This window comes from Actinomadura sp. NTSP31, from assembly GCF_041951385.1.
Taxonomy (GTDB): Bacteria; Actinomycetota; Actinomycetes; order Streptosporangiales; family Streptosporangiaceae; genus Spirillospora; species Spirillospora napierensis.
In genome coordinates this window covers 14,372-38,349 of sequence record NZ_JBGNUT010000053.1, presented here as the reverse complement: position 1 = coordinate 38,349, position 23,978 = coordinate 14,372, and the positions used below count along the sequence as shown (strand labels likewise).

General features: G+C 73.0%; 22 protein-coding genes. 4 read left to right on the top strand and 18 right to left on the bottom strand.

Going from position 1 to position 23,978, the window contains the following annotated elements:
- Positions 1–611: 611 nt before the first annotated feature.
- The 9 genes from tyrS to argC all read right to left on the bottom strand — a co-directional run bounded on the left by tyrS (position 612) and on the right by argC (position 10,088).
- Complete coding sequence (gene tyrS, locus ACA514_RS46715) at positions 612–1,889, bottom strand: tyrosine--tRNA ligase (protein WP_375047979.1); 1,278 nt, start codon at positions 1,887–1,889, stop codon at positions 612–614.
- A gap of 84 nt (positions 1,890–1,973) precedes the next feature.
- A complete protein-coding gene (locus ACA514_RS46710; protein ID WP_375047978.1) occupies positions 1,974–2,609 on the bottom strand; it encodes a DNA-3-methyladenine glycosylase in 636 nt (211 codons plus the stop codon).
- 179 nt (positions 2,610–2,788) lie between these two features.
- Complete coding sequence (argH, locus tag ACA514_RS46705) at positions 2,789–4,201, bottom strand: argininosuccinate lyase (RefSeq protein ID WP_375047977.1); 1,413 nt, start codon at positions 4,199–4,201, stop codon at positions 2,789–2,791.
- Between the two features lie 129 nt (positions 4,202–4,330).
- Positions 4,331–4,834, bottom strand: a complete 504-nt coding sequence (locus ACA514_RS46700; protein WP_375047983.1) for an arginine repressor — start codon at positions 4,832–4,834, stop codon at positions 4,331–4,333.
- An 8-nt stretch (positions 4,835–4,842) separates the two neighbouring features.
- Complete coding sequence (gene argF / locus ACA514_RS46695) at positions 4,843–5,763, bottom strand: ornithine carbamoyltransferase (RefSeq protein WP_375047976.1); 921 nt, start codon at positions 5,761–5,763, stop codon at positions 4,843–4,845.
- 5 nt (positions 5,764–5,768) lie between these two features.
- Positions 5,769–6,971, bottom strand: a complete 1,203-nt coding sequence (locus ACA514_RS46690; protein ID WP_375047975.1) for an acetylornithine transaminase — start codon at positions 6,969–6,971, stop codon at positions 5,769–5,771.
- Positions 6,968–7,882 carry an acetylglutamate kinase gene (gene argB, locus ACA514_RS46685; protein ID WP_344280224.1) on the bottom strand — a complete coding sequence of 305 codons (915 nt, stop codon included), beginning with the start codon at positions 7,880–7,882 and terminating at the stop codon, positions 6,968–6,970. The genes ACA514_RS46690 and argB overlap by 4 nt, the downstream gene beginning before the upstream one ends.
- Before the next feature lie 23 nt (positions 7,883–7,905).
- Positions 7,906–9,063 (bottom strand): bifunctional glutamate N-acetyltransferase/amino-acid acetyltransferase ArgJ, encoded by a 1,158-nt coding sequence (gene argJ, locus ACA514_RS46680; RefSeq protein ID WP_375047974.1) that lies wholly within the window; start codon positions 9,061–9,063, stop codon positions 7,906–7,908.
- Positions 9,060–10,088: an N-acetyl-gamma-glutamyl-phosphate reductase gene (argC, locus tag ACA514_RS46675; protein WP_375047973.1), complete on the bottom strand. Its 1,029-nt coding sequence runs from the start codon at positions 10,086–10,088 to the stop codon at positions 9,060–9,062. The genes argJ and argC overlap by 4 nt, the downstream gene beginning before the upstream one ends.
- 225 nt (positions 10,089–10,313) lie before the next feature.
- Here argC and ACA514_RS46670 point away from each other — a divergent pair, with 225 nt between their 5' ends.
- From ACA514_RS46670 to ACA514_RS46660, 3 genes are read left to right on the top strand one after another with little or no spacing between them, the layout of a single operon-like run.
- On the top strand, positions 10,314–10,811 hold the full coding sequence (locus ACA514_RS46670; RefSeq protein ID WP_375047972.1) for a MarR family winged helix-turn-helix transcriptional regulator: 498 nt from the start codon (positions 10,314–10,316) through the stop codon (positions 10,809–10,811).
- Positions 10,808–11,776, top strand: a complete 969-nt coding sequence (locus tag ACA514_RS46665; RefSeq protein WP_375047971.1) for an ATP-binding cassette domain-containing protein — start codon at positions 10,808–10,810, stop codon at positions 11,774–11,776. The genes ACA514_RS46670 and ACA514_RS46665 overlap by 4 nt, the downstream gene beginning before the upstream one ends.
- Positions 11,773–12,621: an ABC transporter permease gene (locus tag ACA514_RS46660; protein WP_375047970.1), complete on the top strand. Its 849-nt coding sequence runs from the start codon at positions 11,773–11,775 to the stop codon at positions 12,619–12,621. Before ACA514_RS46665 ends, ACA514_RS46660 begins: the two co-directional genes overlap by 4 nt.
- 49 nt (positions 12,622–12,670) lie before the next feature.
- Here ACA514_RS46660 and ACA514_RS46655 read toward each other — a convergent pair whose 3' ends face one another.
- The 9 genes from ACA514_RS46655 to infC form a co-directional block, all read right to left on the bottom strand.
- Positions 12,671–14,287 (bottom strand): ABC-F family ATP-binding cassette domain-containing protein, encoded by a 1,617-nt coding sequence (locus tag ACA514_RS46655; protein ID WP_375047969.1) that lies wholly within the window; start codon positions 14,285–14,287, stop codon positions 12,671–12,673.
- A 307-nt stretch (positions 14,288–14,594) separates the two neighbouring features.
- Entirely contained in the window at positions 14,595–17,072 is a 2,478-nt protein-coding gene (pheT, locus tag ACA514_RS46650) for a phenylalanine--tRNA ligase subunit beta (protein ID WP_375047968.1), read from the bottom strand.
- Positions 17,072–18,181, bottom strand: a complete 1,110-nt coding sequence (gene pheS, locus ACA514_RS46645; RefSeq protein ID WP_375047967.1) for a phenylalanine--tRNA ligase subunit alpha — start codon at positions 18,179–18,181, stop codon at positions 17,072–17,074. The genes pheT and pheS overlap by 1 nt, the downstream gene beginning before the upstream one ends.
- Positions 18,182–18,314: 133 nt before the next feature.
- Positions 18,315–19,406 (bottom strand): ATP-binding protein, encoded by a 1,092-nt coding sequence (locus ACA514_RS46640; protein WP_375047966.1) that lies wholly within the window; start codon positions 19,404–19,406, stop codon positions 18,315–18,317.
- A 144-nt stretch (positions 19,407–19,550) separates the two neighbouring features.
- Positions 19,551–20,084, bottom strand: coding sequence for an STAS domain-containing protein (locus tag ACA514_RS46635; protein ID WP_375047965.1), 534 nt, complete (start codon positions 20,082–20,084; stop codon positions 19,551–19,553).
- A gap of 368 nt (positions 20,085–20,452) precedes the next feature.
- Positions 20,453–21,268: a TrmH family RNA methyltransferase gene (locus ACA514_RS46630; protein WP_375047964.1), complete on the bottom strand. Its 816-nt coding sequence runs from the start codon at positions 21,266–21,268 to the stop codon at positions 20,453–20,455.
- 34 nt (positions 21,269–21,302) lie between these two features.
- Entirely contained in the window at positions 21,303–21,671 is a 369-nt protein-coding gene (gene rplT, locus ACA514_RS46625; protein ID WP_151544049.1) for a 50S ribosomal protein L20, read from the bottom strand.
- A gap of 70 nt (positions 21,672–21,741) precedes the next feature.
- Positions 21,742–21,936: a 50S ribosomal protein L35 gene (gene rpmI / locus ACA514_RS46620; RefSeq protein ID WP_067468638.1), complete on the bottom strand. Its 195-nt coding sequence runs from the start codon at positions 21,934–21,936 to the stop codon at positions 21,742–21,744.
- A 372-nt stretch (positions 21,937–22,308) separates the two neighbouring features.
- On the bottom strand, positions 22,309–22,887 hold the full coding sequence (infC, locus tag ACA514_RS46615) for a translation initiation factor IF-3 (RefSeq protein ID WP_375047982.1): 579 nt from the start codon (positions 22,885–22,887) through the stop codon (positions 22,309–22,311).
- Positions 22,888–23,478: 591 nt separating this feature from the next.
- Here infC and ACA514_RS46610 point away from each other — a divergent pair.
- A complete protein-coding gene (locus ACA514_RS46610; protein ID WP_375047963.1) occupies positions 23,479–23,976 on the top strand; it encodes an NUDIX domain-containing protein in 498 nt (165 codons plus the stop codon).
- Positions 23,977–23,978: the final 2 nt, after the last annotated feature.

Genomic DNA, 23,978 nt, shown 5'->3' with positions numbered 1-23,978 from the left:
ATCAAGGTCCAAACGACCACCCAGAAGGGGCGAACCCTCCAAGCAGCCAAACCTCAGGAAACAATCCCAGCAAACGCGATCCAAAGATCGCTTTGCCTCAAAGAAATCCCCACCATCTCCGAAGAGACGGCACGGGGCGATCCGGCCAACCGGCCGGACCGATAAAGGCACTGGCTTTTAACACGCTGTTGAGTTCTCAAGAAACGGACACCCACCGCGCTCGATCCGCTCTCGCGAACCTCGCTCCGGGGCAACCCTTCAAGCCTACCCGATCCGCCCGCTTTGTCAAACTCTGGGCGGTTCGGCCCTCAACGTCCCTTTGGGCGCGAACGTGTTCGTCCCAGTTGGTCTGTGGAGGGTTCCCCCGGGGCCGGCCGCCTTGTCGGCGTCCCGCTCCCCCGTGGGGCGTGTAGAACATTAGGTCCCCGCGACGGGAGCGTCAAATCGACCCCCGCGGTCGCGTTTATGCAGGTCAAACGACGTTTCAAGGCCGCAGATGAGGCTTGCGGAGGGTGCCCGTGACCGCACTGTGACGTGGATCTACCGAACTTTTCCCCTCCATGGCGAGCGCCCGCCCGGAGGAATCCGGACGGGCGCTCGTCTCGCGCGGTTCAGCTGGCGGCCACCTCGACGCCGCCGACGTTGCGCTTGCCGCGCCGCAGGACCAGGAACCTGCCGTGCAGCAGATCGGCCGGCGCCGGCACGGCGTCCTCCGACTCGACCTTGGCGTTGTTCAGGTACACGCCGCCCTGCGAGATCGTCCGGCGGGCCTCAGACTTGCTCTTGCACAGGCCGGAGGCCGCCAGGAGGTCCACCACGGGCGGGAGCTCCCCCGGCGGGATCTCCGTGCGGGGGACTTCCGCCAGCGCGGACCTGAGGGTCCTCTCGTCCAGCTCCTCCAGCACGCCCTGGCCGAACAGGGCCTTGGAGGCGGCGACGACCGCGGCGGTCTCGTCCGCGCCGTGGACGAGCGTGGTCATCTCCTCGGCGAGGGCCCGCTGCGGCAGCCGCGCCGCGGGCCGGTCGGCGCCCTGCTTGACCAGGTCCTCGATCTCCTCGCGGGAGCGGAAGCTGAAGACCTTGAGGAACTTCTCCACGTCGCGGTCGTCGGCGTTGATCCAGAACTGGTAGAACGCGTACGGCGAGGTCAGGTCGGGGTCGAGCCAGTACGTCTCGCCGCCGGCGGTCTTGCCGAACTTCGTCCCGTCCGCCTTGGTGAGCAGTGGCGTCGTCAGCGCGTGCGCGCTGCCGCCCTCGACGCGCCGGATCAGGTCGACGCCGGCGGTGAGGTTGCCCCACTGGTCGCTGCCGCCGGTCTGCAGCACGCATCCGTGCCGCCGGTACAGCTCCAGGAAGTCCATGGACTGCAGGAGCACGTAGCTGAACTCGGTGTAGCTCATCCCGGTGGTGTCGAGGCGGGCCTTGACGGTCTCGCGGGCGAGCATCCGGTTGACCGGGAAGTGCTTGCCGATGTCGCGCAGGAACTCGATGGCCGACATGGGGCCGGTCCAGTCGAGGTTGCTGACCATGGTGGCGCCGGTCGGGCCGTCGTCGAAGTCCAGGAACCGCGACACCTGGCCGCGGATCCGCTCGACCCAGCCGGCGACGGTCTCCTCGGAGTTCAGCACGCGTTCGGCGCTCTTGCCGCTGGGGTCGCCGATGAGGCCGGTGGCGCCGCCGACGAGGCCGAGGGGACGGTGCCCCGCCCGCTGGAAGCGCCGCAGGACGAGGATCTGGATGAGGTTCCCGAGGTGCAGCGAGGGCGCCGTCGGGTCGAACCCGCAATACAGCGTGACCGGCCCCGCGGCGAGCAGCGCCCGCATCTCGTCCAGATCGGTGGACTGCGCGATCAGGTCGCGCCACGCGAGGTCATCCAGGATGTCGGTCACGTTCTCCCTCGTCTCAGCCTTGCCGTCCGGCTCTTTCACCAGACTGTCCGATGGGCGGAAGCCCACGCCAACGATATTCGGAGGTCAGGCCCTGCGGGCGGCCTTCCGGCGGACGCGCGGGACGTGCGCCCGGTAGGGCGACACGGTCGGGTCGCCGTCGACGTAGAACCGCCACGGCACCTCCCTGGCGACGTTGATACCGGTCCGCGGTCCGCTGCGGATCAGCGCGGGATCGGCGGGCTCGCCCCGCAGGATCGTCATCTCGCCGCCGGGCGTGCACACGTCCAGGCCGTTCTGGTCGCGGACGACGCCGAGGGCCTGGCACAGCCGGGCGGGGCCGCGGGCCAGGTCCCGGACGGTGGACTTCGGGCGGCGCGCCCGGGCGATCTCCTCCCCCGCGACGATCTCCCCGGCGCGCAGCAGCACCGCGGAGGACATCCCGTCCGGCCCGCACACCAGGTTCATGCAGAAGTGCATGCCGTAGGTGAAGTAGACGTAGACGTGCCCGGGCGGCCCGAACATCACCGCGTTGCGCGGTGTCTCGCCGCGGTAGGCGTGGGACGCGGGGTCCAGGGGGCCCGCGTACGCCTCGACCTCGGTGAGCCGCGCGGCGACCTCGCCCTCGGCGGTGCGATGCGTGATCACGTGCCCGAGCAGCGAGGGCGCGACCTCGTCCACCGGCCGGTCGAAGAAGTCCCGTGGCAGCAGCGCTCCGTCCATCGCCTCACCGTGGTCTAGGGGGTGGTCCGCCGGTCGACCAGCCTAGGGGGCGGCGCGGACCGCCGCGGCCGCCCGGCCGGGAGACGGCCGGGCGGCCCTGTGACGCTCGGGGCCCGTCTGCGGCCCGCCGACAGGTGTCCGTTGTCCCTGTGGGTGGCGCCTTCCGCTCCAGGCGCCGGTCAGGCGTCCGTGGCCCAGGAGGCGTGCTCGTTGACCTGGGCGCGCAGCGCGGTGATCTGCTCGCGGACACGCTCCGGGGCGGTGCCGCCGTAGGCCTTGCGGGACGCCAGGGCGCCCTGCACGTTGAGGACCTCCCGGACGTCCGGCGTCAGGTGCGGCGACACCTTGGCCAGCTCGTCGTCGGTGAGGTCGTCGAAGTCCTTGTCGTTGACCTGGCACCAGACGACGAGGTGGCCGACGACCTCGTGCGCGTCGCGGAACGCCACGCCGCGCCGCACCAGCAGTTCGGCGAGATCGGTGGCGAGGGCGAAGCCGTCGGGCGCGGAGGTCTCCAGCCGTTCGGTGTTGATCCGCATGGTGGCGATCAGACCGGACATCGCGGGCAGGACGAGCAGCAGCGTCTCGACGGCGTCGAACGCGCCCTCCTTGTCCTCCTGGAGGTCGCGGTTGTAGGTGAGCGGCAGTCCCTTGAGGGTGGTGAGCAGGCCGACGAGGTGGCCGATGAGGCGGCCGGCCTTGCCGCGGGCGAGCTCGGCGACGTCGGGGTTCTTCTTCTGCGGCATGATCGACGACCCGGTGGCGTAGGTGTCGTCCATCTCGATCCAGCGGAACTCCTGCGACGCCCAGAGGCAGATCTCCTCGCCGAGGCGGGACAGGTGCACGCCGATCAGCGCGGCGGTGAAGAGGAACTCGGCGACGAAGTCGCGGTCGGCGACGGCGTCCATGGAGTTGGGCGCGGCGGCGTCGAAGCCGAGTTCGGCGGCGGTGGCCTGCGGGTCCAGCGGCAGCGAGGAGCCGGCGAGGGCGCCGGAGCCGAGCGGGGAGACCGCGGCGCGCTTGTCCCAGTCGCGCAGCCGGGCGACGTCGCGGGTGAGCGGCTGGACGTGCGCGAGCAGCTGGTGGGAGAACAGCACCGGCTGCGCGTGCTGCAGGTGGGTCATGCCGGGCGCGGCGACGCCGAGGTTGTGCTCGGCCTGGGCGATCAGCGCGGTCTCCAGCTCGACGAGCCGGGAGACGATCTGCCGGGCGTGGTCGCGCAGGTACAGGCGCAGGTCGGTGGCGACCTGGTCGTTGCGGCTGCGGCCGGCGCGCAGCTTGCCGCCGAGGGCGCCGAGCCGCTCCAGCAGGCCGCGTTCGAGGGCGGTGTGCACGTCCTCGTCGGCGACGGCGGGCCGGAACTCCCCGGACCGGCAGGCGGCCTCCAGGTCGTCGAGGGCACCGGTCATGCGGTCCAGCTCGTCGTCGGTCAGCAGCCCGGCCCGGTTGAGGACGCGGGCGTGGGCGCGCGAGCCCATCAGGTCGTAGGGGGCGAGCCGCCAGTCGAACTGGACGCTCACCGAGAGCCGCGCGAGCGCGTCCGACGGCCCGCCCTCGAACCGGCCGCCCCACAGTCGCGTCGGTGCCTTGGTCACGGAAATCCTCTTCTTCCCAGCGCGGTGCGTTGTGTGTTGCCATCCCACCATGCCCGGCGCGCCGGTGCGCGTCCGGCGCCCGTGCGCCGGGCACGGCGGGTCGATCCGGATCCTCGGGCGCGCGGCGCCCTAGCCCCGCCGTTCGCGGCCGGCGGTGAGCCCGATCAGCGCCTCGGCGACGTCCTCCCCGCCGTTCGGGTCGCGGGCGATGACGAGGATCGAGTCGTCGCCCGCGACCGTGCCGAGGATCGTCGACCATTCGGCGTGGTCGATCGCCGAGGCCAGGTACTGCGCGGCGCCCGGCGGGGTGCGGACGATGACCAGGTTCGCCGACGCCTCCGCCGACACCAGCAGTTCCGCGGCGATCCGGGAGAGCCGTCCGGCGAAGGTCTCGGCGCCGCCGGTGCGGGCCCGCCGGATCCGGTCGCCGCCCTCGCCCGGGACGGCGTAGATCAGGCTGCCGTCGTCGGCGCGGAGCTTGACCGCGCCGATCTCGACCAGGTCGCGGGAGAGGGTGGCCTGGGTGACGTCGACGCCGGCGTCCTGCAGGAGCTTGGCGAGCTCGCCCTGCGAGTGGACCGGGTGGCGGGTCAGCAGGTCGATCACCCGGGACTGGCGGGCGGTCTTGGTCATCGGGGTCGTCACCGGGATCGCTCCAGCAGCCAGACCAGCAGCGCCTTCTGGGCGTGCAGCCGGTTCTCCGCCTCGTCCCACACGCGGCTGCGCGGGCCGTCGAGGACGGCGGCGGAGATCTCCTTGCCGCGGTAGGCGGGCAGGCAGTGCAGCACGACCGCCTCGGGGTCGGCGCGGGCGAGCAGGTCCTCGTTCACCGCGTAGGGCTCGTAGAGCGAGGTGTCCTTGCCCTCCTCCCCCATCGACACCCAGGTGTCGGTGGCGAGGACGTCGGCGCCGGCGGCGGCCCGCGCGGGGTCGCCGGTGACGGTGACCGAGCCGCCGGTGGCGGCGGCGATCTCGGTGGCGCGCGCCACGACGGCGGGGTCGGGCGGCAGGGACGGCGGTGCGGCGACGCGGACGTGCATGCCGGCGGTCGCGCAGCCGAGCAGGTAGGAGTGCGCCATGTTGTTGGCGCCGTCGCCGAAGTAGGCGAGGGCCGCGCCGGCGAGCCCGCCCTTGGCCTCCCGGACGGTCTGCAGGTCGGCGAGGATCTGGCAGGGGTGGAACTCGTCGGTGAGGGCGTTGACGACCGGGACGGCGGTGCCGGCGGCCATCTCCTCGACGCGCTCCTGCCCGGCCGTCCGCCAGACGATCGCGGCGACCTGCCGTTCCAGCACGCGGGCGGTGTCGGCGATGGTCTCGCCGCGGCCGAGCTGGCTGGTGCCGGCGTCCATGACGATGGGGTTGCCGCCGAGTTCGGCGATGCCGGCGGTGAACGACAGCCGGGTCCGGGTGGACGGCTTGTCGAACAGGACGGCGACCGACCGCGGGCCCTCCAGCGGCCGGTGGGCGAACCGGTCCTTCTTGACCTGCGCGGCGAGGTCGAGGACCTCGGCCTGCTCCGCGGGCGCGAGGTCGTCGTCGCGCAGGAAATGCCTGACGGTCATGGGGGTCAGCCCTCCTTCACGGCGGACGCGGCGGTGTCGAGGATCGAAGGGAACGCGGCGGTGAACGAGCGGGCCTGTTCCGCGGTGAGGATCAGCGGTGGGGCGAGCCTCAGCGCGTCGGGCTGCAGGGCGTTGATGAGGAAGCCGGCGTCGCGGGCGGCGGCCTCCACGGCGGGCGCGTGCGGGCCGGTGAGGACGGCGGCGCGCCACAGGCCCCGGCCCCGGACGCCCTTGAGCAGCGGGTGGTCGATCGCCGCGATTCCGGACGCGAGGGTCTCCCCCACGGCGGCGGCGTTGCCGAGCAGGCCGTCCTTCTCGATGGTGTCCAACACGGCGAGGGCGGCGGCGGCGCCGACCGGGTTGCCGCCGAACGTGCTGCCGTGGTCGCCCTTGGCGAAGATCTCGCCGTGCGGGCCGAACGCGATGCACGCGCCGATCGGCAGGCCGCCGCCGAGCCCCTTGGCCAGCGTCAGGATGTCCGGCCTGGCGTTCTCGTGCTGGAACGCGAACCAGGCTCCGGTCCGGCCGATGGCCGACTGGATCTCGTCGGCGACGAACAGCGCGCCGGTCGCGTCGCAGATCTCGCGGGCGGCGGTGAAGTAGCCCTCCGGCGGGGGCACGACCCCCGCCTCGCCCTGTGTGGGCTCCAGGAACACCGCGGCGCACCGCTCGTCCACGGCGGCCTTGAGCGCGTCCGCGTCACCGTAGGGGACGAAGCGGACGTCGATCGCGAACGGCCCGAACGGCTCCCGGATCGCCTTCTTCCCGGTGAGCGACAGCGCGCCCATGCTCCGCCCGTGGAAGCCGTTCTCCGTCGCGACGAAGTACGTCCGGCCGTTGGCCTTCCCGTACTTGATCGCGAGCTTCAGCGCGGCCTCGTTGGCCTCGGTGCCGCTGTTGGCGAGGAACACCCGGCCGTCGCCGCCGAGCAGCTCCCGCAGCCGCTCGGCCAGCAGCACCTCGGGCTCGTTCAGGAACAGGTTGGAGGTGTGCGCGATCGCGGCGGCCTGCCTCGACACCGCCTCGACCAGGGCCGGGTGGCCGTGCCCGAGCGAGCTGACCGCGATACCGCCGATCAGGTCGAGGTACTCGCGGCCGTCGGCGTCCCACACCCGGCAGCCCTCGCCGCGCACCAGCGCCACCGGCGGGACGCCGTAGTTCGGCATGAACGCGGCCTCGAACCGCGCCCGCAGATCGCCGGTGCTCATTTGGGGTCCTCCGTCACCGGTCCGCCGGGGAGGCTCGGCAGCACCATCGTTCCGATCCCTTCGTCGGTGAAGATCTCCAGCAGCAGCGAGTGCGGGACCCGCCCGTCCAGGACGTGCGCCTGCGGGACGCCGCCGCGCACGGCGGCCAGGCACGCCTCCATCTTCGGCACCATCCCGGCGGACAGGTCCGGCAGCAGCGCGGCCAGCTCGTCCGTGCTCAGCCGGTCGATCACGTCGTCGCTGTCGGGCCAGTCGGCGTACAGGCCCTCCACGTCGGTGAGCACGACCAGCTTCGCCGCGTCCAGCGCGACGGCGAGCGCCGCCGCGGCCGTGTCGGCATTGACGTTGTACACCTCGCCGTCGTCGCCGCGCGCGATGCTCGACACGACCGGCACGCGCCCGTCGTCCAGCAGCGCCCGGACGGCGCCGACCTCCACCTCGACGATCTCGCCGACCTGGCCGATGTCGACGCGCGCGCCGTCCACGACCGCGTGCTTGCGCTCGGCGGTGAACAGGTTCGCGTCCTCGCCGGACATGCCGACGGCGAACGGCCCGTGCCGGTTGATCAGCCCGACGACGTCGCGCTGCACCTGGCCGGTCAGCACCATCCGGACGACCTCCATCGCCTCCGGGGTGGTGACGCGCAGGCCGGCGGTGAAGGTCGAGTCGATCCCGTTGCGCTCGAGCGCGGCGTTGATCTGGGGTCCGCCGCCGTGCACGATCACCGGCTTCAGCCCGGCGTAGCGCAGGAACACGATGTCCTCGGCGAACTGGTGCCGCAGCGCCTCGTCGGTCATCGCGTGCCCGCCGTACTTGATCACGACGGTCGTGCCGTGGAAGCGCTCCAGCCACGGCAGCGCCTTGATCAGCGTCTCCGCCTTGCCCATGACCCCGGCGCGGTTCTTGCGCATCTGCGCGCCGCTGGTGATCGCGGTCATGTGGAGTAGGCCGAGTTCTCGTGGACGTAGTCGGCGGTGAGGTCGGTCGTCCAGATCGTCGCGCTGTTCGGGCCGGCCGCCAGGTCGACGGTGATCGTCACGTCCCGGGGGCGCAGGTCGACCTTGTCGCGGTCGTCGCCGAACGAGCCGTTGCGGCACACCCACACGCCGTTGATGGCGACGTTGAGCTGGTCGGGGTCGAACACCGCCTCGGTGGTGCCGACGGCCGCCAGCACCCGGCCCCAGTTGGGGTCCTCGCCGTGGATCGCGCACTTGAGCAGGTTGTTGCGGGCGATGGAGCGGCCGACGGTGACCGCGTCGAAGTCGGACGCGGCGCCGACGACCTCGATCGCGATGGCCTTGGACGCGCCCTCGGCGTCCACCAGCAGCTGCCGGGTGAGGTCGGCGCACACCTCGGTGAGCAGCGCGGTGAACTCCTCCTCGGCCGGGACGATCCCGGTCGCCCCCGACGCCATCAGCAGGACGGTGTCGTTGGTGGACATGCAGCCGTCGGAGTCGAGCCGGTCGAGGGTGAGGCCGGTCGCGGAGCGCAGCGCCCGGTCGAGGGTCTCGGCGGGCAGGTCGGCGTCGGTGGTGATCACGCACAGCATGGTGGCCAGGGACGGGGCGAGCATGCCCGCGCCCTTGGCCATCGCGCCGATCATGTAGCCGCCGTCGCCCTGCCGGAAGGAGATCTTCCCGACGGTGTCGGTGGTGCGGATCGCGTCGGCGGCGGCGAGGCCGCCGTCGCCCCGCGACAGCTCCGCGACGGCCTTGTCCACGCCGGGGAGCAGCGCGTCCATCGGCAGCCGCTCGCCGATCAGGCCGGTGGAGCAGACGGCGATCTCGCCGGCGGAGTCGGCCAGCAGCTCGGCGGCCTTCTCCGCGGTGGCGTGGGTGTCCTGGAAGCCGGGGGCGCCGGTGCAGGCGTTGGCGCCGCCGGAGTTCAGCACGACCGCGCGGACGCGGCCGCCCTTGAGCACCTGCTCCGACCACAGGACGGGCGCGGCCTTGACGCGGTTGCGGGTGAAGACGGCGGCGGCGGCGCGGGACGGCCCGTCGTTGACGACGAGGGCCAGGTCGCGGGTGCCGCTGTCCTTCAGCCCGGCGACGACGCCGGCGGCGCGGAAACCCCGGGGGGCGGTGACGCTCAAGGGGACACTCCGATCGTGGTCAGGCCGAGTTCTTCGGGGAGGCCGAGGGCGAGGTTGGCGCTCTGGACCGCGCCGCCCGCGGTGCCCTTGGCGAGGTTGTCGATGGCGACGACCGCGATGATCCGGCCGGCGGCCTCGTCCAGCGCGACCTGGACGAGCGCGGTGTTCGCGCCGAGCGTCATGGCGGTGGCGGGCCACTGCCCCTCGGGCAGCAGGTCGAGGAACGGCTCGCCGGCGCTTGCGTCGCCGTAAACGGTGCGGAGCGTCGCGGCGGTGACGCCGGGGCGGGCCTTGGCCGTGCAGGTCGCGAGGATGCCGCGGCTCATCGGCGCGAGCGTCGGGGTGAAGGAGACGGTGACCTCCTGCCCGGCGACGGCGCTGAGGTTCTGCGTCATCTCGGGGGTGTGCCGGTGGACGCCGCCGACGGCGTACGCGCTGACGGAGCCCATCACCTCGCTGCCGAGCAGGTGCGGCTTGAGGGAGCGGCCGGCGCCCGAGGTGCCGGACGCGGCGACCACGACGACGTCGGGTTCGGCGAGCCCGGCGGCGAACGCCGGGAAGAGCGCGAGGCTGACGGCGGTCGGGTAGCAGCCGGGGACCGCGATCCGCCTGGTGGAGCGCAGCGCGTCCCGCTGCCCGGGCAGCTCGGGGAGCCCGTAGGGCCAGGTGCCGGCGTGCGGGGTGCCGTAGAAGGCCTCCCATGCCGCCGGGTCGGTGAGCCGGTGGTCGGCGCCGCAGTCGACGACCAGGACGTCGTCGCCCAGCCGTGCGGCGAGCGGCCCCGACTGCCCGTGCGGCAGGGCCAGGAACACGACGTCGTGGCCCGCGAGGGTGTCCGGGGTGGTCTCGGCCAGGACGCGCCCGGCCAGGGATCGCAGATGCGGCTGGTGCGCGCCCAGCTCGGTGCCCGCGTTGGCGCCCGCCGTGAGCGCGCCGATCTCGAACTCTGGATGTCCCGCCAGGATGCGCAGCAGCTCGCCGCCCGCGTAACCGCTGGCGCCGGCGACCGCCGTCCGGATTCCCATGTTCCTCCTCAGCACAACAACGAGTAAGAGTATGCATGCAACTGGAAACCTATTCAACGTCGGACGCCCGGTCAGCGCGATCTGAGACGAGTGACACAAGATCGACAAATGTCAACCGACATTGACATTCTTCAGATGTCAACCTATGTTGACATCCGTGATCCGGCATGTAGTTAGGCATCTAAAGATTTGCCAACTGAACATCGGAGCTCTAACATCGCCGCCATGGAGAACCTCGGCTTCGGCGACCTCACGGTCCTCGGCCCCATGGAGGAGTGGCCGGTCGGCCGCCTCTTCGGCGCCGCCTCGCGGCTGGCGGGGCCGGTCGTCTGGCGGATCGTCGAGAAGCACGGGATCAGCCCGGCGGGCTTCTTCCTGCTCCGCCTGCTGGTCGTCGAGGACGGCCTGCGCCCGAGCGAGTGCGCCAGACGGCTGCTGGTCACCCCGGCCACCATCACCTCGGTGGTCGACACGCTGGAGCGCAACGGGCACGTGCGGCGCGAGCGCTCCTACCGCGACCGGCGCGGCGTGATGCTGCGCATCACCGACGAGGGCCGCCGGCTCCTCGCCGAGAAGTCGCAGCCCATCGGCCGCGACCTGTACGAGCTGTACGACGTCGTCGAGGAGGGCGACGAGGCCGCCGTCCGGCGGTTCCTGCTCAACCTGATCAAGCAGTTCGAGAACTACTCCGAGGGCAAGCCAGGGAAGGGAGAACGCGCGTGAGCGCACCCCCCGAGCCCGCCGTGCAGACGGTGGAGCTGAAGAAGACCTACCCCGCCGCCGGCCCGCGGCCCGAGGTGCCCGCCGTCCGGGGCATCGACCTCGACGTGCCGCGCGGCGAGTTCTTCGGGCTGCTCGGCCCGAACGGCGCCGGCAAGTCCACCACCATCGGCATGCTCACCACCCTGGTCGTCCCGACCGGCGGCACCGCGCGGGTGTGCGGGCTGGACGTGGTGAAGGACGCCGTGGAGATCAAGCGCCGGATCGGCGTGGTGTCGCAGAACAACACCCTCGACAGCGACCTCACCGCCGCCGAGAACCTGGAGTTCCGCGGCCGGTTCTTCGGCTTGAGCGCGCGGGACTCGCGCCGCCGCGCCGACGAGCTGATGGAGCTGTTCGGGCTGACCGAGCACCGCAAGGGCAACCCGTTCGAGATGTCGGGCGGCCAGGCCAAACGGGTGATGATCTGCCGGGCCCTGATGCACGGCCCCGAGGTGCTGTTCCTGGACGAGCCGACCGCCGGGCTCGACCCGCAGACCCGCACCAACCTGTGGGAGGTGCTGCGCGGCCTGCAGGCCGGCGGGCAGACGATCCTGCTCACCACCCACTACATGGAGGAGGCCGAGGCGCTCTGCGACCGGGTCGCGGTCGTCGACCACGGCAGGCTCCTCGCCTCCGGCACGGTGGACGAGCTGAAGGGCACCGCGGGCGCCGACACCGTCATCACCGTCGCCTACGACGCCCCCGCGCCCGACGAGATCCACAAGCTGTCCGACCGCGACGGCATCAGCAAGGTCGAGGTCACCGGCGGCCAGGTGCGGGTGTTCGCCACCGAGCCCGAGGGGATCCTCGGCGAGCTGGTCACGATCGGGTCGGCCGCCGGGGTCGGCGTCACCGACGCCACCCAGCTGCGTCCCAGCCTGGAGACCGTGTTCCTCACCCTCACCGGAAGGGAGTACCGGGAATGACCGCCCCGGCCACCACCGTCCTGAAGCCGCCGCCCGCGGCGCGCGCGACGATCCCCCGCACGTTCGCCGCGATGATGGCGCGCGAGGCGCGGGTGATGCGCAAGAACTTCCTGTCGACGTTCGTCCGGGTGCTCGTGCAGCCGGTGATGTTCGTGTTCGTGTTCTCCTACGTGCTGCCCAAGCTCGGCGGCGGCGCGATGGCCGGCGGACCCGGCGGGCCCACGTTCTCCACGATCCTGGTGCCCGGGCTGGTCGGCTCGTCCATCATCATGCAGGCGATGATGGCGGTGATCTTCCCGCTGATGATGGAGCTGAACTGGCAGAAGTCCATCACCGACCGGGCGCTGGCGCCGGTGCCGATCCCGCTGCTGGCGGTGCAGAAGATCGTCGCCGCGGCGTTGCAGGGGCTGATCGGCGGGCTGCTGGTGTTCCCGGCCGTGCTGCTCATCCACGCCGAGGGCCAGTCCCCGCACGTGCACGTAGGGAACTGGCCCGTGCTGGTCGTGGTGATGGTGGCGGGGTCGCTGCTGGCCGCGTCCGGCGGGCTGCTGCTCGGCACCCTGCTGAACCCGCAGAAGGTCCAGGTGCTGTTCGCGATGGTGCTGCTGCCGATGACGATGCTCGGCTGCGTGTACTACCCGTGGTCGGCGCTGGAGCACATCCGCTGGCTGCAGATCCTCAGCCTGTTCAACCCGCTCGTGTACGTCAGCGAGGGGCTGCGCAGCACCCTGACGCCCGACATCCCGCACATGCCGGTGTGGGCGTTCCTGCTGGCCATCGTCGGCGGGACGGTCCTGCTGACGTGGGCCGCCACCCGCACGTTCACCCGCCGCGTCCTGACCTGACCGGGCTGCCGGAGGCCCCGCGCGGACGTTCCGCGCGGGGCCTCCGGCGTTACCCGGGCCCTGTCTCCGCCAGGCCCGCGCGGCGGTCCATGCGCAGCCACCGGGTGAGGCCGAGCGTCCGCAGGAACGGCAGGTCGTGGCCGACCACGATCAGCGCGCCCTCGTAGGCGGCGAGTGCCTGGGCGAGCTGCCGGGCACTGGCCATGTCGAGGTTGTTCGTCGGCTCGTCCAGCAGCAGGAGCCGCGGCGCCGGGTCGGCGAGCAGCAGCGACGCCAGCACCGCCCGGAACCGCTCCCCGCCCGACAGCGTGCCCGCGGGCCGGTCGGCGCGCGTGCCGCGGAAAAGGAACCGCGCCAGCCCCTGCCGGATCTCGGCGGGCGTCGCAGACGGCGCGTACGCGGCCACGTTGTCGACAACGCTGAGGGCGTCATCGAGGACGTCGAGCCGCTGCGGCAGGTACCGGACACCGTCCACGCCGATCCTGACGGACGTCCCGTCCGGAACCGATTCGCCGGTCAGCGCACGCAGGAACGTCGTCTTGCCCGAGCCGTTCGGCCCGGTCAGCGCGATCCGCTCCGGCCCCTGCACGATGAACTCGGTCAGGGTGCCCGGGCCCGGTTCCGGTGCGCTGAGCCCCGTGACCGTGACGACCGTCCGTCCGGCCGGGACGCGGGTCGCGGGCAGCCCGATCCGGATCCCGGCGTCCTCGCGCACCGCGTCCTCCGCCTCGGCGAGCCGCGTCCGCGCGCCGGCGAGGCGTTCCTCGTGCATGATGCGGTGCTTGCCCGCCGAGACCTGCGCCTCCCGTTTGCGCAGCTTCATGACGGCCCTCGGCTCGCGCTTGTTCTCGTACATCTTGTTCGCGTAGCGCTTGCGGCGCGCCAGCTTCACATGGGCCTCCTCCAGTTCGCGCTTCTGCCGGCGCAGGTCGGTCTCGGCGACCCGGACCATCCGTTCCGCGGCCTCCTTCTCGACGGCGAGCAGGTCCTCGTAGACGGACAGGTTCCCGCCGAACGACCGGACCGTTCCGTCGCGCAGGTCGGCGATCGCGTCGACCCGGTCGAGCAGCTCCCGGTCGTGGCTGACGACGACGAGGACGCCCGTCCAGGAGTCCACGGCGTCGTACAGGCGGCGCCGGGCGGCCACGTCCAGGTTGTTGGTGGGCTCGTCCAGCAGCAGGATGTCCGGGCGCGCCAGGAACAGCGCGGCGAGCCCGGCCATCACGGCCTCGCCGCCCGACAGCGTCGCGACGCCGCGGTCCAGGCCGAGGTGGCCGAGGCCGAGCCGGTCGAGCTCCGCGCGGGCGCGCTCCTCGACGTCCCAGCCGTCGCCGACGGCGACGAAGTTCTCCTCGGTGGCCTCGCCGCGCTCGATCGCGTGCAGCGCGGCGCGGGTCGTGCTGATGCCGAGCAGGTCCGAGACGGTGGCGGCGTCGTCCAGGACGAGGGTCTGCGGCAGGTACCCCGCCTCCCCTTCGACGGCGACGGAGCCGGACGCGGGGCGCAGCTCCCCGGCGATCAGCTTGAGCAGGGTGGACTTGCCGGACCCGTTGACCCCGATGAGACCGGTCCGGCCGGCGCCGAACGCGGCGTCCAGGCCGTCCAGGACGGCGGTGCCGTCGGGCCAGGCGAACGACAGGTCCGAGCAGACGATGGCGAATGACATGAGGCGGCCTCCATGGCGGGCGGGCGGACTGCGGGACACATGGAGGCACCGCGAAGGCGCGCGACGCGCGGAGGGCATGGAAAAGCCCGGCGGGACGTGGGTCCACGAGGTCGCGTGCGCGGGCCGCCGAGCGGCCACTGCGCGGTGCCGGACCTCAGAACTCCAACGAACTCCCCTACCGGGCGGCGATGTGACACGTCCAGGTTATCCGGACTCCAAACACAACACAAGTAGCATTAAGAGCTCTTCCGCGGACATGCGAAGGGCGCCCCCGCGCATCGTGCGGGGGCGCCCTCGGAAAGGACGGTCAGGCGCCGCGGAGGACGGCCCCGGTGCGGTCGGCGGCGACCGCGACCGCGGCGTCCCGCGCCTGCGACGCCTCCTCGGCGGTGAGGGTGCGGTCGGGGGCCCGGAACCGCAGCGAGTAGGCCAGCGACTTGCGGCCCTCCCCCACCTGCTCACCGGTGTAGACGTCGAACAGCCGGATCGACTCCAGCAGGTCGCCCGCGCCGTCGCGCAGCGCCGCCTCGACGTCCGCGGCGGGCACCTCCGAGCCGACGACGAGCGCCACGTCCTGCGTCGCGACCGGGTACGTCGACACGTGCGGCGCGCGGACGGCCACCGGCTCGCCCAGCCGGCGCAGCTCCAGCTCCATCGCGCAGGTGCGCGCCGGCAGCCCGTACGCCTTGGTGACGCGCGGGTGCAGCTCACCCGCGTGGCCGACGAGCGTGTCGCCCACGTAGAGCGCGGCGCAGCGGCCCGGATGCCAGGGCGCGTGCTGATCGGCCCGCACCGCCAGCTCCACGCCGACCTCGGCCGCCACCGTGCGCGCGGCCTGCACCGCGTCCGCCCACAGCGCCGGGCGCCCCCCGCCCCACCAGCCGGACGGCTCCCGGTCGCCGGACAGCACGACCGCCACCCGGTGCGGCTGGTCGGGCAGCGCCGCCTCGACGGACGCGACCTCGTCGGGCGTCGGGCCGCGGTCCACCGCGAGCCGCGGGGACCGGTCCGGCGCGTCCGGACGCGGCCGGAACACCACGCCCAGCTCGAACAGCGCCGTGTCGGGGAAGCCGCGGCCCACGTTGTGCGCCAGCGTCCGCAGCAGCCCCGGCAGCAGCGTGGTGCGCAGCAGCGGCTCCTCCTCCGACAGCGGGTTCGCCAGCCGCAGGGTGCGGCGGCGCGCGTCGTCGGCGGGCAGCTGCAGGTCGTCCCAGTCCTTCGCGGACACGAACGGGAACGCCAGCACCTCGACGTACCCGGCGCCGGCGAGCGCGCGGCCGACGCGGCGGCGCAGCCGCTGCTGGATCGTCAGGCCCCGCCCGGCGGACGGGCGCGGCGCGCGGGCCGGGATGTCCTCGTAGCCCTCCAGCCGGATGACCTCTTCGGCGAGGTCGTTCGGGTCGGTGAGGTCGGGCCGCCACGACGGCGGCGCCACGGTGAGGACGTCGTCCCCCTCGACCGTGCAGCCGATCTCCTCCAGCCGGCGGACGACCGTGCCGCGGCCGTAGGACACGCCCGCGACCCGGTCCGGATGCCCGGCCGGCATCGTGATCGTGACCCGCTCGGCCGGGGCCTCGGCGTGGGTGACGCCGGGGGCGATCTCCGCGCCGCCGAGGTCGGCGAGCATCCGCGCCGCGCGGTACGACGCGTACAGCGGCAGCTCGCGGTCGACGCCGCGCTCGAACCGGTAGGACGCCTCGCTGTGCAGCTTGTGCCGGCGGCTCATCCGGGCGGTGCCGATCGGGTCGAAGTGCGCGGCCTCGATGACCATGTCGGCGGACCGGTCGTCGATCTCCGTCGCGAGGCCGCCCATCGTGCCGGCCATCGAGATCGGGCCCGACTCGTCGGTGATGAGGATGTCCTCGGGGTCCAGCTTCCGCTTGACGTGGTCGAGGGTCTCCAGGCCCTCGCCCTTGGCGGCGCGGCGCACCACGATCGGGCCGGTGAGCTTCGCGCGGTCGAACGTGTGCAGCGGCTGCCCGAGCTCCAGCATCAGGTAGTTCACGACGTCGACCGCCAGCGACACCGGCCGCATCCCGGCGCGGTGCAGGCGCACCTGCATCCACATCGGGGTCCGCGCGTCAGGGTCGAAGCCGCGCACCTCGCGTAGGACGAACCGGTCGCACGCGGTCGGGTCGGCGATGCTCGCCGGGTAGGACTCGCCGTTCTTGGCGGGCAGCTCCACGTCCGCCGGGTCCTTGAACGGGACGCCGTAGGCGATCGCGGCCTCCCGGGCGATGCCGCGGATCGACAGCGCGTAGCCGCGGTCCGGGGTGACGGCGATGTCCAGGACGTCGTCGCGGATGCCGAGCAGCTCGACGGCGTCGGCGCCGACCGGCGCGTCCGGCGGCAGCACCAGGATGCCGCTGTGGTCGTCGCCGATGCCGAGCTCGGTCACCGAGCAGATCATGCCCTCGGACACCTTGCCGTAGGTCTTGCGGGCGCCGATCTGGAACCCGCCCGGCAGCACGCCGCCGGGCAGGATCACCACGACGCGGTCGCCGGCCTCGAAGTTCGTCGCGCCGCAGACGATGTTCTGCGGCTCGCCGGTGCCGTTGGCGTCGCCGACGTCCACCTGGCAGTAGCGGATCGGCTTCTTGAAGCCGGTCAGCTCCTCGACCGCCAGGACCTCGCCGACCACGAGGGGCCCGGTGATGTCGGCGCCGGCCCGCTCGACCGTCTCGACCTCCAGGCCCGCCGCGATCAGCTTCGCGGCCAGGTCCCGGCCGGTCACACCGGCCGGGAGCTCGACGTGCTCGCGCACCCAGGAAAGCGGGGCCCGCATCAGATCTCCATCCCGAACGGGAGGGTGAACCGGACGTCGCCCTCCACCATGTCGTACATGTCCTCCACGCCGTGCCGGAACATCAGCGTCCGCTCGACGCCCAGCCCGAACGCCCAGCCGCTGTAGCGGTCCGGGTCGACGCCGCAGGCCACCAGCACCCGCGGGTTGACCATGCCGCAGCCGCCCAGCTCGATCCAGCCCTCCGAACCGCAGGTGCGGCACGGCTCGCCGCCCGGCTCGGCGGACGCGCCCCGGCACACGAAGCACTGCATGTCCACCTCCGCCGACGGCTCGGTGAACGGGAAGTACGACGGCCGGAACCGGGTCCTCAGCCCCTCGCCGAACATGCCGGTGACGAACGCGTCGATGCCGCCGCGCAGGTCCGCCATCGTCAGGCCCTCGTCGACCGCGAGCCCTTCCAGCTGGTGGAACACCGGGCTGTGCGTGGCGTCCAGCTCGTCGGTGCGGAACGTGCGGCCCGGCGCCACCACGTACACCGGCAGCGGGCGCGACAGCAGCGCCCGGATCTGCACCGGCGAGGTGTGCGTGCGCATCACCAGCCCGGCCTCCTCCGACTCCACGAAGAAGGTGTCCTGCATGGTGCGGGCCGGGTGGTCGGGCTTGAAGTTGAGCGCGTCGAAGTTGAACCACTCCGCCTCGACCTCGGGGCCTTCGGCGATCTCGAAGCCCATGGAGACGAAGACGTCCGCCATCCGCTCCTGCATGGTGGTCAGCGGGTGCCGGGCGCCGCGCGGCGCGCGGTCCCAGGGCAGCGTGACGTCGACGGTCTCCTCGACGAGGACCCGCTGGTCGCGCTCCTCCTCCAGGACGGCCTGGCGCTCCTTCAGCGCCTTGGACACCGCGCCGCGGGCGGCGCCGATGCGCTTGCCCGCGTCGGCGCGCGCCGCCGGCGGCAGCGCGCCGATCTCCCGGTTGGCCAGGGCCAGCGGGGAGCGGTCGCCGGCGTGCGCCAGGCGGACCTGCTTGAGGTCGTCGAGGTCGGCGGCCGCGGCGATCGCCGCGAGCGCCTCGTCGCGGGCCCGGTCCAGCTGCTCGGGCTGGAGCGCGGACACCTCGACGGGGTCATAGGACTTGTTGGGTGCAGACATGGTGGTGTGATCGACTCCGGTCGGCGTGGGACGCCCGCAGTCTAGTGCGCGGGCGGTGAAGATCCGGAAAGCGTGCGCGTGACGCGCGGCCCGCCCGGTGCCCTTCCGCGGCGGCGGCCGGGCCCGGAAGGGCTCAGCTCGCGTGGTCGGGGGCCCCGGCGGGCACGGTAAATCGGAACTCGGCGCCGCCGCCGGGCGCGCGCCGCACGGTGATCGCGCCGCCGTGCGCCTCGACCAGGCCCTTCACGATGTACAGGCCGAGCCCGGTGCCGCCGCGCCGGTTGCCCCCCGGGCCGCGCCAGAACTGCCGGAAGACGCGCTGGACGGCCTCGGGCGGTATGCCCTCGCCCTCGTCGCGCACCGACACGGCCGCCCCCTCCTTGTGCGCGTCCGGCTCCACCACGATGGTGACGGTGCCGGCGCCGTGCCGCACCGCGTTCTCCACCAGGTTCCCGAGGATCTGGTCCATCTTGTCGGGGTCCAGCCACATCTCGGGCAGCTCGCCGCGGACCTCGAACCGGAACCGGTCCTCGGCGTCGCCGGCCGCGACCCGGCCCGCGATCACCTTGCGGACCTCGTCCGGCAGGTCGACGACCTGGCGGCGCATCTCCAGCCGGCCCGCCTCGATCCGGGACACGTCCAGCAGCTCGGTGATCAGCCGGGTGACCCGGTCGGCGTCGGCGTTGACCGTCTCCAGCATGACCCGCTTCTGGTCGTCGTTGAAGCGGTGCCACTTGGCCAGCAACGTCGCGGTGAAGCCCTTGACGCTGGTCAGCGGCGAGCGCAGCTCGTGCGCGACCGTGGAGACCAGGTCGGCGCGGTCGCGCTCCTGGCGGGCGCGGAGCTGGGCGTCGCGCAGGCAGACGGTGAACCGCTCGACCCGGCCGCCCTCGCCGCGCCGGTAGCCCGCGGTGACCAGCAGCTCGGTGCCGCCGGGCAGGAACAGGGACCGCTCCGGGTGCCGGGTGCGGGTGACGAGGCCCTCGTAGGGCGCCAGGCACTTCCACCAGTCGCGGCCCTCGGCGTCGTGCAGCGGCAGGACGTCGCGGAAGTCGCGGCCCAGCGCGGCCGCGGCGGCGATCCCGGTCATCCGCGCGGCGGCGGTGTTGAACACCACGACGCGGGCGTCGCGGTCGGCGACCAGCAGCCCGTCGGGCAGGTCGTCGGCCTGCCCCGGCCCGGAAAGAGCGCGCGCGGCCGCGCCGGGGGGTTCCTCTCCGCCCACAGCGGCCTCCAGAACACCGGTAGAGCGCGGCCTGTCGAGAAGAGACTCTATCCGCAGTCGGGCCCCTTGCGGGACCCGGAGAACGCCTTGCGGCAAGGCATTTGTAGCCGCCGGGGAGGGGCCCGGAACGGGTCGCGGCGGGCGTCAGCGCGAGCCGGTCGGCGAGCCGGCGAGCGCGCCCGCGACGTCCGGGTGCAGCGCGAACAACCGGTGCAGCCCGGTGATGCGCAGCAGCCGCAGCTGGGCCGGCCGCACCCCGGCCAGCACGATCTCGCCGCCGGAGCCGGAGATCTCGTTGTGCGCGCCGACGAGCGCGCCGAGGCCGGCCGCGTCGCAGAACGGGACCGCGGCGAAGTCGACCACCAGCCGCCGCGCCCCCGCGGCGTGCGCCTTGACCAGCCGGGCCCGCAGCGTGTCCGCGGTGTGCAGGTCGATCTCGCCGGTCACCGTGACGACCGCGGTCCCGGGCCGCCGCTCGGCGACCTCGATCGCCAGGCCGGCCACCGGGGCCGGCGCGGCGGTCGCGCCGAGCGCCGCCGCGTCCTGGGGTCCGGTACCGGAGAAGCCCTCCCCGGGTGCCGCGGAGCCGCTGGGCGCGGCCTGCGCGACGCCCGTCCGGCACCGGACCTCCGGCGCGCGCCGGCCCGGCCGTCTCGCCGGCCTGGTCTCCTCGGACATCACGTTCGCCCCCACTCTGCGCGGCACCGTTGCCGCCCTGGTCAACGCCCCTGGTCAACACCGTAGGCAGCGGGCCGGACGGATGAGATCCACCGCCGGACCGGTATCCCGCTCCTACCTGGGAATGAGTACCCCGTGCCGGCGGGCCCCCTGGCCCCTCCGCTCACGGGAAGACCATCTTCGCAGCTCACCGGCCACGAAACGGGCCCGGAGACGACCGCTTGCGGCCAACCGGCCGCGCAACGCATTGAACCGTCGCGGACGCTCTTACGTGTCCGGCGGGGTGCGCTCGCATGTGTCCGGCGGGGCGCTCGCGGCCCCGCCCGTCCTCGGCTCCGGCCCGGTCCGCGCGACGTCCCGGCGCGGGTTCAGGCCCCGCGCTGCGCCCGCGCCGAGGCGTACAGGCAGACGGCCGCGGCCGTCGCCAGGTTGAGGCTCTCGGCCCGGCCGTAGATCGGGACCCGGACCACCTCGTCCACGTGCCGGAGGATCTCCTCGGGCAGCCCCCACGCCTCGTTGCCGAACACCCAGGCGGTGGGCTGCGCCAGCAGCCCCTGGTCGATGGCCTCGTCCAGGGTGCGATCACCGGCGCCGTCGGCGGCCAGCACCCTCAGCCCCGCCCGCTTCAGCTCCGGGATCAGCGTGTCGAAGCGCGGCCCGACCACCACCGGCAGGTGGAACAGGCTGCCCGCCGAGGCGCGCACGCATTTGCCGTTGTAGGGGTCGACGGACGCGTCGGTGAACACGACCGTCTCCGACCCCGCCGCGTCGGCGGTGCGCAGCACCGTCCCGGCGTTGCCGGGGTCGCGGACGTGGGCGAGGACCGTCACCAGCCGGGGGCCGGCCTCCAGCGCGCCCGCGAGCGGGACGTCCACGAACCCGCAGACCGCCAGCAGCCCCTGCGGCGTGACGGTCTGCGCCAGCTCCGCCATGATCTCGCCGCTGACCCGCAGCACCGGGACACCGGCGCGCTCGGCGGCGCCGACCAGGTCGGGGTGCCGGGACTCGGCCTCGGCCGTGGTGAACAGCTCGGCCAGCCCGCCGGGGATCTCCAGCGCCTCCCGCACCGCCTGCGGCCCCTCGGCGAGGAACCGCCCCTCACGGCGCCGGAAGGCGCGTTTGGCGAGCCGGCGAGCGGCCTTCACCCGGGGTGATCGGATAGAGGTCAGCTCGCGGCCCGCCATGTCGCCGTACCCGCCCGTCGCCAGGTCGCCCGGCTCAGGCGGCCTCCGCCGGGAGGGCGTCCTTGGCCACCTTGACCAGGGCGGCGAACGCGGGAGCGTCGTTCACCGCGAGCTCGGCCAGCATGCGCCGGTCGACCTCGACCTCGGCGGCCTTCAGGCCCTGGATGAACCGGTTGTAGGTGATGCCGTTGGCGCGGGCGGCGGCGTTGATCCGCTGGATCCACAGCCGGCGGAACTGGCCCTTGCGGTCCTTGCGGTCCCGGAAGGCGTAGGTCATCGAGTGGAGCTGCTGCTCCTTGGCCTTGCGGTACAGCCGCGAACGCTGGCCGCGGTAGCCGCTCGACCGCTCCAGAACGACCCGACGCTTCTTGGCGGCGTTGACCGCCCGCTTCACGCGTGCCACGTGCTGACTCCTTCGTGGGGGCCGGAGCGCCGTCCTGGCGCCGGCCGGTCGTCGATGTTGCCGGTCGGTGCTACTTGCGCAGCAGCTTCTTGATGTTCTTGGCGTCGGCGTCGGCCACCACGGCCGGGCCGGACAGGCGGCGCGTCCGCTTGGTGGGCTTGTGCTCGAGCAGGTGGTTCTTGTTGGCGCGGCGGCGCATCACCTTGCCGGAGCCGGTCAGCTTGAAGCGCTTCTTGGCACCGCTGTGGGTCTTGGTCTTCGGCATGGTCGCCGTCGTCTCCCTCGTTCCGGCCCCCGTGCGGCGGCACGGGAGCGCACCTGATCGGCGCGTCGCGCTGGGACGCTGCGGCGCGCCAGGTCAGGCTTCAATGTACGTGCGTAACGACCCCGCGAAGGCCACGGGGCCGCGGACGGGCCCGCCGCCGGAGCGGGGGTCCGGCGGCCCTCGCGGGCCGCGGGCATTGCGGCCGGACCGGCGTCGCGGCCGATCCGGCACCACGGTCACGCGGGCACCGCGCCCGGTGCGCCCCGCTCTCGTGCGGGCAGCACCGGGCCGGGCACCGCGGTCGGGCGTTCACGACCGGGCGCCGTGGCCGCCTTCACGGCCGGCGTCGCGCTCGCGCGGTCGGGCGTCCGGTCAGGCCGGGTCGTGCGCGGCGTCGTGCTCGCGGGTCGCCGCGCGCTGCTCGGCCTTGGCCTCCGCCTTCTTCTTGTGCGGACCGAGCACCATGATCATGTTGCGGCCGTCCTGCTTGGGCCGCGACTCGACGAAGCCGAGGTCCTCGACGTCGTCGGCGAGCCGCTGCAGCAGCCGGAAACCGAGCTCGGGGCGGGACTGCTCACGACCACGGAACATGATCGTGACCTTCACCTTGTCCCCGGCCTTCAGGAACCGCACCACGTGACCCTTCTTGGTCTCGTAGTCGTGCGGGTCGATCTTCGGGCGGAGCTTGATCTCCTTGATGATCGTGTGCGCCTGGTTCTTCCGCGCCTCACGCGCCTTCATCGCGGACTCGTACTTGAACTTGCCGTAGTCCATGAGCTTGGCGACGGGCGGGCGCGCGGTGGGCGCCACCTCGACCAGGTCGAGGTCCGACTCACGCGCGAGTTCAAGGGCCTTGGCGATGGGCACGATGCCCACCTGTTCGCCGTTCGGGCCGACGAGCCGGACCTCGGGCACGCGAATGCGGTCGTTGATACGCGGTTCGGCGCTGATGGGACCTCCTTGGGGCCGTTCTAAGTTCTGGGACCGGTCGTACCCCGAGGCTCTCACGCGAAAAGCCCCGCACGACTCACGTACGGGGCCACCTTCGGTCTCCCCGTACGGCGGAACCGTCCGGGGACGACGGCGGAACGAGCGCGCGGCTCGTTCGCCGGACCGATACCCACCGGCCTCGCGGCCGGTCAGGTGGGAGGTGGCCTCCGCTTGAGCGCCCCGCGCGCACGACCTCATCGGTCATGCCCACAGGGCCGGTCGGGCACTAAGACTATCACCTGCGCAAGCCGCTTGCGCCGCCCAGGATCCGCGTCTTCGCGCTCGAAGTACGCCGACCCGTACAACCCGCCCGCGGAGCGCCGCATTCCCGGCCGGCGGGCGCCCGGCGTCCGCGCCTGCCCCCGGGGTCGCAACCGCGCTTGCGACATCACCTCCGCGGACGTACCGGTCGCGAATCCCCGTACGGCCGTCGATTCGCGCGCGAAGGTGACGGTCTTCTGGCCGGACGGGTGCCCCGGCGCTGGGCGTCCGCCTTGTTACGGTGATGCCAGGACGGCCCGGTGGGGCCGGTGCCAGAGAGGTATTCACGCGATGCCCTCAGTCGAGACCGGCTCGGCCGGCTTCCTCACCGCCTCGTCACCCGTCCGCCTGCAGTTCGCGCAGAAGGCGTTCATCGTGGCGGCCGGCCGGCTGCTGCTGGTGCGCAAGGCGGCCTCCGACCCGTTCCACCCCGGCCGCTGGGAGGTCCCGGGCGGGCGGCTGGAGGTCGAGGACGACCTGGACCTGGACGACCACATCCGGCGGGAGGTCTGGGAGGAGGTCGGCCTCAAGGTCGATCCCGGCCCGCCGTTCCACCTCTGGCAGTGGTTCATGGCCGACCGGTCTCCGGCGGCGCCGGGCGGGCTGATCCGGGTCGTGGCGGCGGCACGCCGCTGCCGTCCGCTGACGTTCGACGTCGGCTTCGGCAACCGGGACGAGAGCGACCACCTGGACGGCTGCGCCTGGGTGCCGCTGCACGAGCTGGGCGCCTACGAGCTGATCCCGAGCCTGCGTCCGGTGATGCGGGCGTTCCTGCGGCTTCCCGGCTGACC